The following is a 17098-nucleotide window of genomic DNA, read 5'->3' on the forward strand; positions in this document are numbered from 1 at the left end:
GCCCATCGCGCCGTTTGAAGCGGCGTCATGAAGAGGAGGAGTACTGACATGTCCACCACCAGTGGTGCCGTGACCGTCATGGACGCAGGCGCCGTCAATCGGGCACTGGCTCGTATCTGTTACGAGATCATCGAGCGCAATGAGGGGCTCGGCAACCTCGTCGTCGTCGGAATCCGAACCCGTGGGGCACATCTGGCCCAACGCATCGCTGCCCGCCTCTCTGAGATCGAGGGCACACGAGTTCCGTGCGGTGAGCTCGACATCACCTTGTACCGCGACGACCTCGATCCCAATGAACAGCCCACCCCGGCGAAGGGGCCCGTCGTGCACGGAACCAACCTTCCGGAGTCCCTGGCCGGTAGCACGGTCGTCCTCGTCGATGACGTGCTCTTCACCGGACGCACCACCCGTGCTGCCCTGGACGCCATCATGGACGACTCGCGTCCCGATCGCATTCTGCTCGCCGTGCTGGTCGACCGTGGCCACCGGGAGCTGCCGATTCGCGCCGATTTCGTCGGCAAGAACCTGCCCACCTCCCTCGACGAGGCCGTCGACGTGAACGTCTCAGAGGTTGACGGTGAGGATCTCGTCTCGATCCGAAAGGTCAACGCATGAGCAGCGCCACCGGTTTCACCATCCCATCCCGCTATGCCTCCCAGCACTTCCTGTCGGTGGAGGATCTTCCCAATGACGCCGTCCTGGCGATCGTCGAACGCGGTCGTGCCTTCAAGGCTGGCGCCCGTCCTCGTCTGGGGCCCGACCGCGTCGCCATCAACATGTTCTTCGAGGACTCGACCCGCACCATGACGAGTTTCCAGATGGCCGAGCACCGTCTGGGCATGAAGGTGCTGGACTTCGACCCCAAGCACTCCTCGGTGACCAAGGGGGAGAGCCTCTACGACTCGGTGCGCACGGTGGACGCCATTGGTGCCGACGTGGCCGTCATCCGTCATTCCCGCAACGCCTACTACGATCAGCTGCTGGCTCCCGGACGTCTGGAACTGAGCCTGGTCAACGCCGGTGACGGGTCAGGCCAGCATCCCAGCCAGTGCATGCTGGACCTCATGACGATTGCCGAGGAGTTCGGCCACTTCGACGACCTCACCATCGCGATCAGTGGAGACATCGCCCATTCCCGGGTTGCTCGCTCCGACGCCCAGATCCTCAACAGACTGGGTGCTCGCGTCATCTTCACCGGGCCACGTGAGTGGATGGATCACGAGGTGACTCGGCTGGGGGAGATCTCCACCCTCGATGAGGTCATCGAGGACGTGGACGTCGCCATGATGCTGCGTGTGCAGCACGAACGGTTCGATGCCGGCCCAGACTTCTCCGCCGAGGACTACCTGCACGCCTACGGTCTCACCGATGAACGTGCTGCGCAGATGCGCCCGGACGCCATCATCATGCATCCGGCCCCGGTCAACCGTGGCACCGAGATCTCCTCCAAACTGGTCGAGGCTCCGCAGTCGCGCATCTTCGCACAGATGCACAACGGCGTCATGGTGCGCATGGCGATCCTCGAATCCGTTCTCGATGCAGCGGAGCAGGCATGACGCGCACCCTGCTGACCGACCTGGTGATGCTTCAGGGGGGCACGCCGGTGCCCTCCCAGATCCTCGTGGACGCAGGCCGGATCGAGGCCCTGTCAATCGGCAGGGCCCACCAGCTCGACGGTGCCGATGCCCAGGTGAGGAGCCTGGACGGTGCCCTCGTCACGCCGGGGCTGGTGGATCTGCACGATCACCTGCGTGAACCGGGCCAGGAGGCCAAGGAGACCATTGCCTCGGGTACGGCAGCTGCCGCCCGGGGCGGATGGACGACGATCTGCGCCATGCCCAACACCTCACCCGATCCCCACACCCCGGAGCTGCTGACCGAGCTGCGTGAGCGGTTCGCCCGCGACGCCGTCGTCAAGACCCTGCCGTACTCACCGATCACTGCCGGGTTGACCAGTGAGGAGCTCGTGGACTTCGACGCCCAGGCTCGTGCCGGCGCCATCGGGTTCTCCAACGACGGCAAGGGGGTGCAGAGTGCCGGCGTCATGTATGACGCGATGACTGCCGCCGCCAGGCTGGACCTGCCGGTTGCCGCGCATGCCGAGGACAACTCCCTGGTTCGTGGCGGTGTCATTAATCAGGGGTGGCGCAGTGCGCAGCTGGGGCTGCCCGGCACCACCCGACTCGCCGAGACCGTCCAGGTGGTGCGTGACCTTGCCATCGCCGAGGAGACCGGTGTCCACTACCACCTGTGTCACGCCTCGACCGGCGAATCCATCCGTGCCGTGCGTCGCGCCCGTGCCGACGGGGTGCATGCCACCGCCGAGGCCGAGCCCCACCACTTGCTGCTGGCCGATGAGGACATCCCCTCAGACGACGGCAATTACAAGATGAACCCGCCGCTGCGTACTCGAGCCGACGTCGACGCCATCGTCGCGGGTCTGTGTGACGGCACGATCGATGCCATCGCCACCGACAATGCCCCGCACACCGCTGCGGAGAAGAACTGTTCGATGCGGGATGCTGCCTTCGGCGTCATCACCAATGAGCACACCTTCGCCCTGCTCTACACCGCCTTCGTCCTGCCCGGACGGTTCCGACTCGACCAGCTCGTCGGATGGCTCACCTCTGGCCCGGCCGATCTGTACGGTATGCCGGAGGCCGGGCGTTTGCGGGTCGGGGGACCAGCTGATCTCGCTGCCTTCGACCTCGTCGGACAGACCGTCATCGACCCAGAGCACTTCGCTGGCAAGGGGCGCAACACGCCATTCGCTGGCCGTGAGGTGCACGGTGACTGCATCCTGACCCTCGTTGACGGAGCCGTGGTCCACTCAAATCGAAAGGATCTGTCATGACGACACGAACCCTGCTGCTCGAGGACGGTACGACGTTCCCCGGGGAGGCTTTCGGGGCCGACACCGAGGTGAGCGCCGAGGTCGTCTTCACCACTGGTATGACCGGCTACCAGGAGACCTTGACCGATCAGTCCTACAACGGTCAGATCGTCACCTTCACCTACCCGCTCATCGGCAACACCGGCATCAACCGCGACGACATGGAGTCGTTGTTCCCGACGACGGCGGGGGTCGTGTGCCGTGAGGTACCTCGGGTGGCATCCAACTGGCGCAACCAGATGAGTCTGGACGAGTTCCTCCGGGCCCACGACATTCCCGGTCTGGCCGGGATCGACACCCGGGCCCTGGTGCGTCGGTTGCGGGACCACGGCGTCATGAAGGGGACGCTGCTCGGCCCCGATGCCGACCTCGATGCCGCACTGGAGGGTTTGCGTGCTCGGCAGCTGCCCACCGACCAGATCAGTCAGGTGTCCACACGTACCGCGTATCCCAGCCCCCTGGGCAAGTACAACGTCGTCCTCTTCGACTTCGGTCTCAAACACTCGATCCTGCGGGAACTCGACAGACGTGGCTGCGCCGTCACCGTCGTCCCGCACGACTTCACCGCGAATCGGGTACGCACCCTCTCACCTGACGGGATCATGCTGTCCAACGGCCCCGGCGACCCCAAGAGCATTCCCCAGGTGATTGACGTCATCCGGGATCTCCAGGAGGAATACCCCATCTTCGGTATTTGCATGGGACACCAGTTGCTCAGCTTGGCCAATGGGGCCGACACCTACAAGCTGCGGTTCGGCCATCGCGGGTTCAACCACCCGGTACGCGACCTGCGCACTGGACGCATCGAGTTCACCAGCCAGAATCACGGGTACGCCGTCGACCCCCAGTCGCTGACGGGCACCGATCTGGAGGTCACCCACATCGAGATCAACGACGAGACCGTCGAGGGTGTGCGCAACCGACGCACCGGATCGTTCTCGGTGCAGTACCACCCCGATGCTGCTGCCGGCCCCCACGACGCCGTCCACCTCTTCGACGATTTCATCGACCTGATGCGCTCCCATCGCAGCGCACGGGCGGAAGGAAAGTGCTGATGCCACGCCGCACCGACATCCACCGCATCCTCGTCATCGGATCCGGCCCGATCGTCATCGGTCAGGCCGCAGAGTTCGACTACGCCGGAACCCAGGCCTGCCTGGCCCTGCGTGAGGAGGGTTACGAGGTCATCCTCGTCAACTCCAACCCGGCCACCATCATGACCGACCGTGAGATCGCCGACCGGGTCTACATCGAGCCGATCACCCTGGAGTTCGTCTGCCAGATCCTGCGCCGGGAGCGCCCCGAGGCCATCGTGCCCACCCTGGGCGGCCAGACCGGTCTCAACATGGCCCGTGACCTCGCCGAGTGCGGGATCCTCGACGAGCTAGGCATCGAACTTCTCGGCACCGACCTGTCTGCCATCGAGCAGGCCGAGGATCGCGACCTCTTCAAGAAGCTCATGGAAGATCTCGGCCAGCCGATCCCGTCCTCCGACATCGTCCACACGGTGGTGGAGGCCGTCGAGGTCGGCGCCCGACTCGGCTACCCACTCATCGTGCGTCCCGCCTACACCCTGGGCGGTACCGGTGGCGGAATCTGCGATGACGAAGCCGATCTGGTGCGCGTGGTGAGCAAGGGTCTGGAGCTCTCCCCGGTCAATGAGTGTCTCGTCGAACAGTCGATCGCCGGATTCAAGGAGATCGAGTACGAGATGATGCGAGACGGTGCCGGGAACACCATGGTGGTGTGCACCATGGAGAACTTCGACCCGGTGGGCGTGCACACCGGCGACTCCATCGTCCTCGCTCCCACCCAGACACTCACCGACGTCGAGCACGAGATGCTGCGTGACGCGGCGATCACCATCGTCGACGCACTGGGTATCGAGGGTGGGTGCAATGTCCAACTCGCCCTGGACCCCGCCTCGTTCAACTACTACGTCATCGAGGTCAACCCGCGGGTGTCGCGGTCCTCGGCGCTGGCCTCCAAGGCCACCGGCTACCCGATCGCCAAGATCGCCGCCAAGATCGCCGTCGGTCTCACCCTCGACGAGATACGCAATCCGGTCACCGGCACGACGTGGTCCATGTTCGAGCCGATGCTCGACTACGTCGTCGCCAAGATTCCGCGCTGGCCGTTCGACAAGTTCGCTCGTGCCGATCGCAGCCTGGGCACCCAGATGAAGGCGACCGGTGAGGTCATGGCGCTGGGACGCACCATCGAGGAGTCCCTGCTCAAGGCGGTGCGCTCCTTGGAGATCGGCGTCGACCATGTGTCCTCCCCGGCCATCACCCAGCTGCCCGATGACGTCCTCGTCCAGCGGATCACCACAGCTCGGGACGATCGACTGTTCTGCCTTGCCGAGGCCCTGCGTCGCGGCCGCACCATTGGCGAGTTGCACGAACTCACCCGCATCGACCTCTTCTTCCTCGACAAACTCGCCCACATCATCGAGCTCGAGGATGCCCTGGCCGCCAGTCCGGGCAACGTCGACCTGCTGCGCACCGCCAAGCGCAACGGATTCTCCGATCCGGCCATCGCGCGGGCCTGGCAGTGCACCCCCGATGAGATTCGCGAGACTCGCCACGACAACGGACTCGTCCCGGTCTACAAGATGGTGGACACCTGCGCCGGTGAGTTCGAGTCGCAGACCCCGTACTTCTACTCCAGCTACGAGCTGGAGAACGAGTCGACGCGCAGCGATCGTCCCAGCATCCTCGTACTGGGATCCGGCCCGATCCGCATCGGGCAGGGCATCGAGTTCGACTACGCCACCGTCCACTGCGTCAAGGCGATCCAGGCTGCTGGCTACGAGGCCATCATCATGAACTCGAACCCGGAGACGGTCTCCACCGACTTCTCCGTCTCCGACAAGCTGTACTTCCAGCCGCTCACCGTCGAGGACGTCCTGGACGTCGTCGACCTGGAACAGCCGGAGGGAGTCATCGTCCAGTTCGGCGGTCAGACGGCCATCAACCTCGCTGGCCCGCTGTCGGAGCACGGGGTGCGAATCCTCGGCACCCAGCTGGCGGACCTGGACCGGGCCGAGGACCGGGAGGGATTCGAGTCGCTGCTGGCCGAACTGGACATTCCACAGGCTCCCGGTGGCACGGCTCGTTCTGCCGAGGAGGCCCTGGCCGTTGCCGAGGACCTCGGATTCCCGGTGCTGGTGCGCCCGTCCTACGTCATCGGTGGGCGGGCCATGGCCATCGTCAACAGCACCGACGAGCTGCGCACCTACATGTCCGATGCCGTGCATGCCAGCCCGGACCGGCCCGTGCTCATCGACCGATATCTTGAGGGCATCGAGTGCGAGGTGGACGCCATTTGTGACGGCACCGATGTGCTCATTCCCGGCGTCATGCGTCACATCGAGCGAGCCGGGGTGCACTCTGGTGACTCGATGGCCGTCTACCCGCCGGTCGGCATGCAGCAGGCTGTCAAGGACCGCATCGTCGACGTCACGACCAAATTGGCCCTGGGGCTCAACACCAAGGGCATCCTCAACATCCAGTTCGTCGTCTACGAGGGGCAGGTCAACGTCATCGAGGCCAATCCACGCGCCTCGCGTACCGTGCCGTTCCTGTCCAAGGTGACCGGGGTGTCAATGGCTGAGGCGGCCACCAGGGTGATCCTGGGCGAGAAGCTCTCCGACCTGGGCTTGGCTCCCGGACTGCTTGCCGAGCCCGAACGCATCCACGTGAAGTCCCCGGTGTTCAGCTTCTCCAAGCTTGACCTCGTCGACTCCCACCTTGGCCCGGAGATGAAGTCGACCGGTGAGGTCATGGGGTCCGATTCCACCCTGGAGAAGGCGTTGTACAAGGCCTTCGAAGCTGCCGGGCTGCACGTGCCCGAGTATGGCCGTATCCTCTTCACGGTGGCTGACGGCGCCAAGGAGGAGGCGCTGGAGATCGCCCGCCGGTTCGACCGGATCGGGTTCCAGCTCATCGGCACCTCGGGCACGGCACAGTACTTGCGTGACAACGGGTTGAGCGTCGCCACCGCCCTCAAGATCGGGGCCACGCAGGACGAGTCGAGCCAATCCGTGCTCGACCTCATCAACAGTTCCGGGTGCGACGCCGTCATCAATGTCATGAGCAAGGGGCAGAGCACCATCATCGATGGCAAGCAGATTCGACGTGCAGCGATCAGCCGGGCCATCCCGCTGTTCACCTCCCTGGACACTGCCCGTGCCATCTGCCGTGTCATGGAGTCGCGGGTCTTCTCCACGGAGGTGATCTGAGGTGGGCCAGCTCATGAGGCTGGAGTCTCGCGAGCAGATCGCCGCCGGGGTGTGGGCCATCGTGGTGCGACGCGACGACCCCGCCACCCCAGTTGCCGCTGGTCAGTTCCTCAACGTGCTGTGCGGCACTCGCGTCACCTCGATGGTGCTGCGCCGCCCGCTGTCCATCGCCGACGTGTCCGACGACGGCCAGCTCATCACCCTCATCTTCCGGGTCGTCGGCGCTGGCACCAAGGTGCTCAGCGAATTGCCGGTCGGCGCCGAGATCGACTGTGCCGGGCCGCTGGGCCACGGTTTCGACCTCACCGTGGCCAGGCACCGGGCATTGCTGTTCGGCGGGGGAGTGGGGGTGCCCCCGATGTACCTGCTGGGTCGTCGGTTGGCCGAGCGTGGCGTGCAGATCCAGTTCCGGTTGGGCTTCCGTGACGCAGCAGACGTCTTCTGGGCCGATCGGTTCGCCCAGCTTGGTGAGGTGCTCGTCTCCACCGACGACGGTTCGGTCGGTACCCGTGGCACGGTCGCCGATCTGCAGGGCACCGACCCGGCCAGGAAATTTTCTCCCGAGGCGGTGTACGCTTGTGGCCCCATCCCGATGCTGCGACACGTCCAGCAGAGCTTTGCCGCCGATCTTCCCACCCAGCTCTCGCTGGAGGAGCGCATGGCCTGCGGGGTGGGAGCCTGCTACGCCTGCGTCATTCCGGACGCCGAGCGCACGGACCACCAGTGGCGGATCTGTTACGACGGGCCCGTTCTCGATGCGGGGAAGGTGATCCTGTGAACGAAAGACTGGCAGTACATCTTCCCGGCCTTGACCTCGCCAATCCGATCATGCCGGCCTCCGGATGCTTCGGATTCGGCCGGGAGTACGCCCAGTACTTCGACCTCACCCGGCTGGGGTCGATCATGATCAAGGCGACGACCCTGGAACCGCGCATGGGAAACCCGGTGCCAAGAGTGGCCGAGAGTCCCTCGGGCATGCTCAACGCCATCGGACTGCAGAACCCCGGCCTGGACGTCGTCCTGGCCGAACGACTGCCGTGGTTGGAACAGCACGCTCCCGGCCTGCCGATCATCGCCAATGTCGCCGGCACGACGACATCGGACTACGTGGCGGTTGCCGAGCGCATCTCCACCGCGCCGAACGTCGCAGCCCTGGAGATCAACATCTCCTGCCCCAACGTCACGCAGGGCGGAATCACCTTCGGAACCCAACCGCAGGCCGCCCACGACCTGACGGCGGCGATCATGGCCGTGTCGTCGGTGCCGGTCTACGTCAAGCTCTCCCCGAACGTCACCGACATCACCGAGATCGCCCGAGCCGTGGCCGACGCCGGGGCCGATGGCCTCACCCTCATCAACACCCTCACCGGGATGCGGTTGGACCTGCACCGGCGTCGTCCGATCATCGCCAATCGCACCGGAGGGCTGTCCGGGCCAGCCGTGCTGCCCATTGCAGTGCGCATGATCGACGCCGTCACCCGTGCGGTGGACCTGCCGGTCATCGGGATGGGCGGGGTCACCACGGCAGCAGACGCCCTGGAACTCATGATGGCCGGAGCCAGCGCGGTCGGGGTGGGAACTGCCAACTTCACCGATCCGCTGGCCTGCCCGAGGATCGTCGACGGTTTGGAACCCCTGATGGACGAGTTGGGCATCGACACCCTCGAGAGCCTGCGTGCCGAGGTTCGTTCATCCCGCACGACCTGACGGCTGCACCGCGACTCGTCGGGATCCTCCACGTCTCGCCCGCCACACCACAGTGGTTTCGCCAACTCGTCATCCTTCGCCCAGACACCATCCACACAGCCCACCCACACAGGAGAACGCATGGACACCAGCAGACCGATCATCGCCCTTGACCTTCCATCCGCCGGGCACGCCCTGGGCTTCGTCTCGAAGTTCACCGAGGAGAAACTCTTCGTCAAGGTGGGCATGGAGCTGTTCTACGCTGCCGGGCCGCAGATCGTCACCGAGCTCAAGGACGCCGGTCACGACGTCTTCTGTGACCTCAAGCTGCACGACATCCCCAACACGGTACGTGGCGCAGCACGCAGCCTGTCCCGGCTGGGGGCAGACCTGCTCACCGTCCATGCCGCCGGGGGCCGGGCCATGATGGAGGCGGCCCTGGAAGGCCTGCACGACGGCGGATCGACGTCCAACGTCATCGCCATCACCCAGCTCACCTCGACCTCGCAGCAGGCCCTGCGCGACGAGCAGCTCGTCGAGGCCCCGCTCATCGAGTCGGTGTGCCACTACGCCGACCTGGCCCGGCAGGCCGGGCTGGCCGGTGTGGTGTGCTCCGCCCTGGAGGCCCGAGCCATCGCCGACGCCACGGCGGAGGACTTCCTGCGGGTCACACCGGGAATCCGCCCGGCGGGCAGCGCCGTGGGTGACCAGGCCCGGGTGGCCACCCCCGGTACGGCCGCGTCGATGGGATCGTCCGCGATCGTCGTCGGTCGTCCGATCACCCAGGCCGACGATCCGGTGGCCGCCTACCACACCATTCGTGCTGCCTGGCAGAGTGGTCAGGACACCTGAGCGATCATCCCGACGACCCACCCCACACGATTTTCGAAGGATCAGCCATGACGATTTCCCACCCAGACCTCGCCCGTGACGTGGCCAGCGCCCTGCTGAGCATCAAGGCGGTCTCCCTGAGCCCGGACCAGCCCTTCACCTGGGCCTCGGGGCTGCACTCGCCGATCTACTGCGACAACCGCATCACCCTGTCCGACCCCCGCACCCGCGGACTCATCGCCGAGGGTCTGGCCACCCTCGTCACCGAGAACTTCACACACGTCGACGTCGTTGCCGGCACCGCGACGGCGGGTATCGCCCATGCAGCGCTGGCCGCCGACCGGCTCGGCACATCGATGGCCTACGTGCGTTCGGCCCCCAAGGATCACGGCAAGGGCAACCAGATCGAGGGTCGGATCGAGCTGGGTTCCTCGGTCGTCATGGTCGAGGATCTCATCTCCACCGGTGGCTCGGTGATCGAGGCGGCCAAGGCCGTGGAGCGGGCTGGCAGCACCGTCGTCGGTGTGTTGGCGATCTTCTCCTACGAGCTGGAACGCGGCCACCAGGCCTTTGTGCAGACCGGCTGGCCGCTGTTCACCCTGTCGAACTATCCGACCCTCATCGAGGTCGCGGCGGCGAATCAGGCCATCACGCCGGACCAGCTGGCAGCCCTCAAGACCTGGTCGGCGGATCCGCAGGCCTGGTCGGACGCCCACTGAGTGCAGTTCCGGTCATCCGCTGCACATGTCGGTGGGGCATGTGCAGCGGATCCATCGGTGGTGTGAGCCGGGACTCACCCCACCGTGTCTCACACCAGTCCCACCAGATCTCACGCCCAGCGGCGTGCGATGGACACCGTCGGGCCCACGTAGGAGCGTCCGAACACGGCACAGTGCATGACGAGCATGTGCACCTGGTGCAGTTCGATGCGCTCCTGCCATCCTGGGGCCAAGGGGGACTCCTCGTCGTAGGCGGCGCGGATGCGCTCGGTGAACGGTGCTCCGAAGACGCTGAGGGAGGCGAGGTCCTCCTCGGCGTGCCCGCCCTGGGCTGCCGGATCGATGAGGGTGGCGCCGTCTGGGGTCCACATGATGTTACCGCTCCACATGTCGCCGTGGATGCGTGCCGCCACGCCATCGCGTCGCACCAGCTCAGGTTGGTCATGGTCCAGTGCTCCACTGGCCAGGGTGGAGCACAGTTTGTCCATGATCCGGCGGTCGTCGTGGTCGAAGGCCGGGACATCCAGATATGGCGCGATGCGGTAGGTCGCGTAGAACTCACCCCACGAGCCACCAGTGGGTTCTGTGGGAAAGCTGAGGTTGGCCTGCCCGATCCAACGGTGGGACGGTGACCCCGGCGGGGGAGCACCAAGGTACTCGGCCCCGGCGGCATGGGTGTGGGCCAGGGCACGCCCGAACTCCTCGGCAGCTTCGGCGGTCGGGGCCACCGACCGCAGGCGTGGTTCGGTGAGCCAGGTCGAGCCGTGGTCGAGAACCGGGACGATCGGTGCAGCCTGGGGGCCGGCCTGCGCCAGCCACGTCAACCCTGCCACCTCGTAGTCGATGGCCCCGGGACGGGAATCGGTCTTGCGGAAGGTCTGCGATGCGCTCACGTCTCGAGCCTAGGTGTTTCAGCCAGGCGTTCCCAGACATCCCGTATCACCCGCGATGAAACCCGCCATTCGCGTCGGGAATCCTCGTCGTGGACATCAAGTCTACCTAGCTGGCCGGATTCTCTGAGTTGCCGAGAGTCGTGCGTTCCTCGGGGTTGATCAGTCGGCGATATGAACCCTGCTTCCGGCGGCCCGGAAGGCGTCAAGCGTTGCCTGAGGCGCATCTTGCATGGTGACCAAGTCGTCGATGTCGTCGATGCCTCCGAAGCGAAAACTCGAGGTCCGTGAAAGCTTGTCGCTCGTAGCAGCCAGAACAACACGGGCCGAGGATGCGAGGATGGCGCGTTTCACCTGGGCGTCTTGATGCGTCGTGACCGTCAGGCCCATGGCAGGAGAGGCAGAACATGTGCCGATGATGGCGACATCGGCCCGGAACGCACCTAACGCGCGTAGGCATGAAGCAGCCTCGTAGCGCAGGCTTTCGGGCATGAGCGTTCCGTCCGGCGTGCTCACGGTGGCCACGCCGCCTTCGCCCAGGGACAGCGCGGCACGCAACGAGAGACACAAGGCCGTGATGGGACGTTCCTGAAGAGCCTGTGCCACGGCGACCATGGTCGAGCCATTGTCGATGATCACGGACATGTCGTCGGTCACGAGGCGGGAGACCAGCTGGGCTATGGCCGCCTTGCCGGCAGCGTTCTCGGCCGACCGCAAGGAGTAGGGCATAGGCATACCGCGCAGGTTCACCGCCACCGCCCCGCCATGCACCTTGCGTAACTGTCCGTGGCCTTCGAGCTCGGTCAAATCGCGGCGGATCGTCGCCGGCGAGGCGCCGGTAAGCTCTACGAGTGCATTCACCGAAGTCGGTGAGGCTCCGAGAGAGTTGATGATCATTTTCTGACGAAATAATCGTTGCATATGATTATTCAATCATACATGCTAGTTGCATGTTTCATACGTGGCAGCAAATTTGGGCCATCCTCAGTACCGAGGGCCTAGTCGTCACCGCAAGCGTGTCCCGCCAGGTGGCTGGGCAAGACGGAGGCGACGATGACACACACTGATCCGCGACTGGCTGACATCCAGGCGGTCCTGTTCGACATGGACGGAACGTTGGTGGACTCTACCGCAGCGGTCGAATCCATTTGGTCCACTTGGGCTGAGCAGAACAGTATTCCCACCGCTGATGTACTGGCTTGGTGTCATGGTCGGCAGGTGGCTGCGACCATCACCCACTTCCTGCCTCACATCACCCCGGAAAACCTCCAGAGCATGGTGAGTGTCCAACTGGACCAGGAGTGCACACGGCTCGAAAGCATCAAGCCTGCGACCGGTGGCCCGGAACTCCTCATCTGGCTTGACACCCACCACATCCCGTGGGGCGTCGTCACCAACGCGCCGCGACGACTCGCGCTCGCCCGGCTAAGCGCTGCCACCATCGATCCACCGCTCTTGGTCACCCTCGAGGACATCGCGCATGGCAAGCCAGCGCCCGATGGTTACCTCCACGCAGTCCGCTCCTGCGGTGCCACGCCCGCCCGAACACTGGCCGTGGAGGACTCTGCGTCCGGCCTCGCAGCTGCACGCAGCGCCGGCACTGTGGTCGTTGCCGTGGGAGGACGCAGTGATGCTGACATCGTGTGTCACGACCTTGTCGACCTGCACCGCCTGCTCGTCCAGATGCGTTCCGCGTAGCCCAATCGAGAGGGCAGACAACCGTGAACGTCACGACCTTGCAAACTCAGGGCGAGCAAGCGGTGGCCACCAGAACCAACATCATCGAACCGTCAGCCCGCGACGGGGCGGCACGCTGGCCACTGAGCATCATCCTGCTGCCCCCACCGCCAGCAGAGAACGTGCTGGCCGCCCTGACACAGGAAGCCGTCGGCCTCGCCGGGACAGACCACCTGCACAGCGGGGCTACGGACTGTGCACACGTCACCGTCCGAGCGCTGGAAAACCGGCGGCCGGTACCGCAGCAAGATCCGTTCGCGACCAGATGCGCGAGCGCGCTCGACCGAGCCTGTGCCCGTCACGCACCCTTGTCCATGAAACTCGAGCGCCTTCTCGTAGCCCCCGGGGGTGTTCTTGCGCTCCTGCACCCCACCAGCCCAGACGCCGACGAATTCCGCACCCACACGCTCGGCCAGGAACTCGGGCCGGACGCCTACCGGGAAGGTATCCTCAGTCCCCGGGATCTCTGGTACGTGTCCCTGCTCCACTTCCGCGGCCCCGTCGAACACCCCGAAAACCTCGTCACCTGGAGCCACCAACAACTCGCTCCGACCGTATGGACTTTCCCTGTCGCAACGCTGTGTACCTACGAAACCACCACCACGGCGATGCGTCCCCACATCCACCACACGGCCACGTTCGGGCGGACGATCCGACCGCACTACTTTGATGCGACCAGTGGTGTGGGCGACAGGCAGTAGTCAGTGGTCCTGCAGCGCGAGGTCACCGATCATCCCAATGCCGCAAGGCAGACATCCTCGCGTTCATCCAGTTTTCGCCTGAGATCTGGTCGAACAATCCCATCAGATGGCTGAACCGGGACGTGGTCGTTCGTCTTACCGGTGCCGTCCTGGCCGAGCAGAACGACGAATAGGTCGAAGAAAGCCACTACCTTGGTCTCGAAACTCATCACCACGAACCGCCCAACTCCACCACCAACCACTCCGAGCACCAAGCAATTCAGGGCCAGTCCTTTCGCCAGCTGACCTCACCCCACAGGATCACCAACGACTACACCACATCGCGGGATTTGACCACGTGCCTCGGCACACTGGCCACCGCCACCGCCGTCGTCAACGGAACGGCCAGCACCAGACCGATCGACCCGACGAGTGTTCGGATGATCTCCGCGGCGAACTGCTCGCTGGTGAGCACCTGCTGCAACGGTTGGTTGTCCAGGTGCATGAGAACGAGCACCGGCAGTGCGGCACCCGTGGCGGCGAAGGCGGTCGTGTAGATCGTCGAGGCGATGTGATCGCGTCCAATACGCATGGCACTGGTGAACAACCGTCGCCGGTCCAGTCCTCCCTCCCAGATGTCGGCAAGTTCCCACACCGCCGAGGCCTGGGTGATGGTGACGTCGTTGAGCACACCCAGTCCGGCGACGACGATGGCGCAGGTGACGAGGACCGACATGTGCATTTGCGGCGCGATGGCTCCCAGCAGAAGGTCGTCCTCACCGCTCACACCGGTGAAATGTGACCAGGTCGCTGCCCACATCCCCAGTCCGGCGCACACCAGGATGCCGAAAATCGTGCCGACCAGAGCAGTTGTGGTGCGCATGTTGACGCCGTGGGTGAGATACAGCACGAGGAACATGATCGCCAGGCTGGTCACCACACCGATGAGCAGCGGGTCACGGCCCATGACGAGGGCGGGGATCATGAACGTCCAGATGAGCCACAATGCGAACCCCAGGGCGACGACGGCACGTACCCCTCGCCACCTGGCCACGGCGATGACGACGACGAGAAAGATGAGGGCAAAGGCAATCATCGAGTGGTTCCGGTCGAAGTCACGGAACTGGTAGGTGCCGTCCCCACCGGATGGATCTGGCACGTGATAGACGACGACGTTTTGCCCGGGGCTGATTCCCGAGTCCCACACGGCGTGGTTGACGGTGAGATCGACGACCTTGCCTGCGCCGGCATCTGTGTCGATACGCACACTGAGGGAGCCACACTTGTTGGACGGATCCTGTGCGGGAGTCTCCAGGCCAGCATCCTGACACGAGATCGCCGTGGCCTTTTGCACCGTGGCCTCGTGCACGGTGACACCGTCGGCATAGGTGGCTCCCTGGCCAGCAGCCACGTGGTCGTGGATGTTGCCGTGTGGCCACAGTCGTACCAGGCCCAGGGCGGTGAGGGCACCGACGATGACGAGGACGACGATCAGCGCGATCTGTCCTGGCCCAAGTGGTCGGGAGCCAGCCGGATCGGGATCGCTCGGATGTGGTACGGCATGGGACTGATGATGTGCCGAGGTGTGGCTGTGCAGATGACTGTGTGTCACGTTGGGCTCATTCCGTGTGGCAGGGGGCTCGTCGCGTGTGGCGGGGCCGGGACGCTCGTACCACATACGTACCAGAGCTCGAGATGTGACAAAAATGGACGTGTGTCAAATTGCTCGACGTGTGACGAAAATGTGGGCGTCGTTCGTCACACCAGGTCGGCCTGCATGACTCGGCCGGGATGCTTCGCAGACCCGTGAGGACGTAACATCGGAGATCAGCATCGACCGTGAATGGAGTCTCGTGTCCGGCACCGACAAACTCATGACCGTCCACCTCGTCTCGATGGGGTGCGCGCGCAACGACGTCGATTCCGAGGAATTGGCGGCCCGACTGGAGACCGGGGGATTTCGTCTGGTGGACGATCCCGAGCAGGCTGAGACGGTCGTCGTCAACACCTGTGGGTTCATCGAACAGGCCAAGAAGGACTCGGTGGACACCCTGCTGGCTGCAGCTGACCTCAAGGAGACTGGCTCGACCAAGGCCGTCGTCGCCGTGGGATGCATGGCTGAACGGTATGGACGAGAACTCGCCCAGGCCCTGCCCGAGGCGGACGCAGTGCTCGGCTTCGACGACTACGACGACATCGCTGGTCGACTCCAGACGATTCTGTCCGGCGGATCCATCGAGGCCCACGTCCCCCGGGATCGTCGTACCCTGCTGCCACTCTCGCCAGTGGCACGTCAGGCCGCTGCCGACGAGGTCGCAGCACCAGGCCACCACACTGCTCCTGCTGCGGATCAGCACACCGCCTCGAGTGACCGTGCAGCTGCCCCTGCTCGAACCGAGGAAGGTCAGGCATCTTCAGGTTCGCCCGCGGCGACTCTCAATCCCGCTGAGAACGCCCCCGATCTTCCCGCTGGACTGGCACCGGCCTCCGGACCACGAGCACGACGACGCCGCCTGGGTTCTGGCCCATACGCCCCACTCAAGATGGCCTCGGGCTGTGATCGCCGGTGTGCCTTCTGCGCGATCCCGCGGTTTCGCGGATCGTACCTCTCCCGGCCTCGGCAGGAAATCGTCGAGGAGGCCCGTTGGCTCGTCGACCACGGTGTGCGTGAGGTGTTCCTCGTCTCGGAGAACTCCAGCTCGTTCGGCAAGGACCTCGGGGATCTGCGCATGCTCGAAAAACTCCTGGTCGACCTGGACCGGGTAGCCGGATTGGACTGGGTGCGTGTGTCGTACCTGCAGCCGGCCGAGTTGCGCCCCAGCCTCGTCGACGTCATGCTCACCACACCAAAGGTCGTCCCGTACTTCGACCTGTCCTTCCAGCACGCCTCCGGCCCCTTGCTGCGGCGGATGCGTCGGTTCGGTGACGCCGAGTCGTTCCTGGGGATCATCGACGACATTCGGCAACGCTGCCCCGAGGCGGGGTTCCGATCCAACTTCATCACCGGTTTCCCCGGTGAGACCGACGAGGACGTCGCCGTCCTGCACGACTTCCTCGCCCAGGCCCGACTGGACGTCGCCGGAGTCTTCGCCTACTCCGATGAGGAGGACACCGAGGCTGCCACCCTCGACGGACATGTTCCCGACGAGGTCATCGAGGAACGTCGTTCCGCACTGGCCGATCTCGTCGACGAACTCATGGCCCAGCGTGCCGAGGAGCGGATCGGGGAGCGCACTCGGGTGCTCATCGAGGACGTCGACGCACAGACGGCGACGGGCCGAGCCCCGCACCAGGGCCCCGAGGTGGATGGAACGGTGTGCCTCCCCGATGCGATGGGGCTGCACGTCGGAGATCTGGTGGACGTCACGATCACTGGTTGCGAGGGGATCGACCTCACCGGGGAGCTGGCCTGATTCGCA

16 protein-coding genes are annotated in these 17098 nt (G+C 65.0%); 12 read left to right on the forward strand and 4 right to left on the reverse strand.

Features of this window, described 5'->3' with window-relative positions; all coding sequences use genetic code 11:
- The first annotated feature begins 48 nt into the window (after nt 1-48).
- The 9 genes from pyrR to pyrE all read left to right on the forward strand — a co-directional run bounded on the left by pyrR (nt 49) and on the right by pyrE (nt 10372).
- Nucleotides 49-615 (forward strand): bifunctional pyr operon transcriptional regulator/uracil phosphoribosyltransferase PyrR, encoded by a 567-nt coding sequence (gene pyrR, locus CKV91_RS05880; RefSeq protein WP_021103193.1) that lies wholly within the window; start codon nt 49-51, stop codon nt 613-615.
- On the forward strand, nt 612-1556 hold the full coding sequence (locus CKV91_RS05885) for an aspartate carbamoyltransferase catalytic subunit (RefSeq protein WP_021105490.1): 945 nt from the start codon (nt 612-614) through the stop codon (nt 1554-1556). Before pyrR ends, CKV91_RS05885 begins: the two co-directional genes overlap by 4 nt.
- The gene (locus tag CKV91_RS05890) at nt 1553-2854 is read left to right on the forward strand and encodes a dihydroorotase (protein ID WP_065860895.1); all 1302 of its coding nucleotides are present in this window, start codon (nt 1553-1555) and stop codon (nt 2852-2854) included. The genes CKV91_RS05885 and CKV91_RS05890 overlap by 4 nt, the downstream gene beginning before the upstream one ends.
- Nucleotides 2851-3948: a carbamoyl phosphate synthase small subunit gene (locus CKV91_RS05895; RefSeq protein ID WP_021105492.1), complete on the forward strand. Its 1098-nt coding sequence runs from the start codon at nt 2851-2853 to the stop codon at nt 3946-3948. Before CKV91_RS05890 ends, CKV91_RS05895 begins: the two co-directional genes overlap by 4 nt.
- Entirely contained in the window at nt 3948-7136 is a 3189-nt protein-coding gene (carB, locus tag CKV91_RS05900; RefSeq protein ID WP_021105493.1) for a carbamoyl-phosphate synthase large subunit, read from the forward strand. The genes CKV91_RS05895 and carB overlap by 1 nt, the downstream gene beginning before the upstream one ends.
- Nucleotides 7137-7149: 13 nt before the next feature.
- Nucleotides 7150-7914, forward strand: coding sequence for a dihydroorotate dehydrogenase electron transfer subunit (locus CKV91_RS05905; protein ID WP_065860910.1), 765 nt, complete (start codon nt 7150-7152; stop codon nt 7912-7914).
- A 50-nt stretch (nt 7915-7964) separates the two neighbouring features.
- The gene (locus CKV91_RS05910; protein ID WP_051254857.1) at nt 7965-8843 is read left to right on the forward strand and encodes a dihydroorotate dehydrogenase; all 879 of its coding nucleotides are present in this window, start codon (nt 7965-7967) and stop codon (nt 8841-8843) included.
- Nucleotides 8844-8963: 120 nt separating this feature from the next.
- A complete protein-coding gene (pyrF, locus tag CKV91_RS05915; RefSeq protein ID WP_021105496.1) occupies nt 8964-9674 on the forward strand; it encodes an orotidine-5'-phosphate decarboxylase in 711 nt (236 codons plus the stop codon).
- A gap of 47 nt (nt 9675-9721) precedes the next feature.
- Nucleotides 9722-10372: an orotate phosphoribosyltransferase gene (gene pyrE / locus CKV91_RS05920; protein WP_021103203.1), complete on the forward strand. Its 651-nt coding sequence runs from the start codon at nt 9722-9724 to the stop codon at nt 10370-10372.
- Between the two features lie 110 nt (nt 10373-10482).
- Here the strand turns inward: pyrE and CKV91_RS05925 are convergent, their stop codons facing one another.
- The gene (locus CKV91_RS05925; RefSeq protein WP_021105497.1) at nt 10483-11265 is read right to left on the reverse strand and encodes a fructosamine kinase family protein; all 783 of its coding nucleotides are present in this window, start codon (nt 11263-11265) and stop codon (nt 10483-10485) included.
- A gap of 159 nt (nt 11266-11424) precedes the next feature.
- Complete coding sequence (locus CKV91_RS05930; protein ID WP_036977080.1) at nt 11425-12183, reverse strand: DeoR/GlpR family DNA-binding transcription regulator; 759 nt, start codon at nt 12181-12183, stop codon at nt 11425-11427.
- 132 nt (nt 12184-12315) lie between these two features.
- On the opposite strand from CKV91_RS05930, the gene CKV91_RS05935 reads away from it, so the two are divergent.
- Nucleotides 12316-12960, forward strand: a complete 645-nt coding sequence (locus CKV91_RS05935; RefSeq protein ID WP_021103206.1) for an HAD family hydrolase — start codon at nt 12316-12318, stop codon at nt 12958-12960.
- A gap of 353 nt (nt 12961-13313) precedes the next feature.
- Nucleotides 13314-13700, forward strand: a complete 387-nt coding sequence (locus CKV91_RS09485) for a hypothetical protein (protein ID WP_051167141.1) — start codon at nt 13314-13316, stop codon at nt 13698-13700.
- Nucleotides 13701-13729: 29 nt separating this feature from the next.
- Here CKV91_RS09485 and CKV91_RS09490 read toward each other — a convergent pair whose 3' ends face one another.
- Both CKV91_RS09490 and CKV91_RS05950 read right to left on the reverse strand, forming a co-directional pair.
- Nucleotides 13730-13909, reverse strand: coding sequence for a hypothetical protein (locus CKV91_RS09490; protein ID WP_155942603.1), 180 nt, complete (start codon nt 13907-13909; stop codon nt 13730-13732).
- Between the two features lie 101 nt (nt 13910-14010).
- Nucleotides 14011-15291, reverse strand: coding sequence for a YibE/F family protein (locus CKV91_RS05950; RefSeq protein WP_051254849.1), 1281 nt, complete (start codon nt 15289-15291; stop codon nt 14011-14013).
- Between the two features lie 283 nt (nt 15292-15574).
- Here CKV91_RS05950 and rimO point away from each other — a divergent pair, with 283 nt between their 5' ends.
- The gene (gene rimO, locus CKV91_RS05955; RefSeq protein ID WP_331712748.1) at nt 15575-17092 is read left to right on the forward strand and encodes a 30S ribosomal protein S12 methylthiotransferase RimO; all 1518 of its coding nucleotides are present in this window, start codon (nt 15575-15577) and stop codon (nt 17090-17092) included.
- Nucleotides 17093-17098 lie beyond the last annotated feature (6 nt).

Source organism: Cutibacterium granulosum (genome assembly GCF_900186975.1).
GTDB classification, from domain to species: domain Bacteria; phylum Actinomycetota; class Actinomycetes; order Propionibacteriales; family Propionibacteriaceae; genus Cutibacterium; species Cutibacterium granulosum.

Bases quoted from the DNA above. Each gene is read 5' to 3' on its own strand.
- CKV91_RS09490 (WP_155942603.1), bottom strand. From the start codon at position 13,909: ATGAGTTTCGAGACCAAGGTAGTGGCTTTCTTCGACCTATTCGTCGTT.
- carB (WP_021105493.1), top strand. From the start codon at position 3,948: ATGCCACGCCGCACCGACATCCACCGCATCCTCGTCATCGGATCCGGC.
- CKV91_RS05935 (WP_021103206.1), top strand. From the start codon at position 12,316: ATGACACACACTGATCCGCGACTGGCTGACATCCAGGCGGTCCTGTTC.
- CKV91_RS05930 (WP_036977080.1), bottom strand. From the start codon at position 12,183: ATGCAACGATTATTTCGTCAGAAAATGATCATCAACTCTCTCGGAGCC.
- CKV91_RS05890 (WP_065860895.1), top strand. From the start codon at position 1,553: ATGACGCGCACCCTGCTGACCGACCTGGTGATGCTTCAGGGGGGCACG.
- rimO (WP_331712748.1), top strand. From the start codon at position 15,575: ATGGGGTGCGCGCGCAACGACGTCGATTCCGAGGAATTGGCGGCCCGA.
- pyrF (WP_021105496.1), top strand. From the start codon at position 8,964: ATGGACACCAGCAGACCGATCATCGCCCTTGACCTTCCATCCGCCGGG.
- pyrE (WP_021103203.1), top strand. From the start codon at position 9,722: ATGACGATTTCCCACCCAGACCTCGCCCGTGACGTGGCCAGCGCCCTG.
- CKV91_RS05885 (WP_021105490.1), top strand. From the start codon at position 612: ATGAGCAGCGCCACCGGTTTCACCATCCCATCCCGCTATGCCTCCCAG.
- CKV91_RS05910 (WP_051254857.1), top strand. From the start codon at position 7,965: ATGCCGGCCTCCGGATGCTTCGGATTCGGCCGGGAGTACGCCCAGTAC.
- CKV91_RS09485 (WP_051167141.1), top strand. From the start codon at position 13,314: ATGAAACTCGAGCGCCTTCTCGTAGCCCCCGGGGGTGTTCTTGCGCTC.
- CKV91_RS05905 (WP_065860910.1), top strand. From the start codon at position 7,150: ATGAGGCTGGAGTCTCGCGAGCAGATCGCCGCCGGGGTGTGGGCCATC.
- pyrR (WP_021103193.1), top strand. From the start codon at position 49: ATGTCCACCACCAGTGGTGCCGTGACCGTCATGGACGCAGGCGCCGTC.
- CKV91_RS05895 (WP_021105492.1), top strand. From the start codon at position 2,851: ATGACGACACGAACCCTGCTGCTCGAGGACGGTACGACGTTCCCCGGG.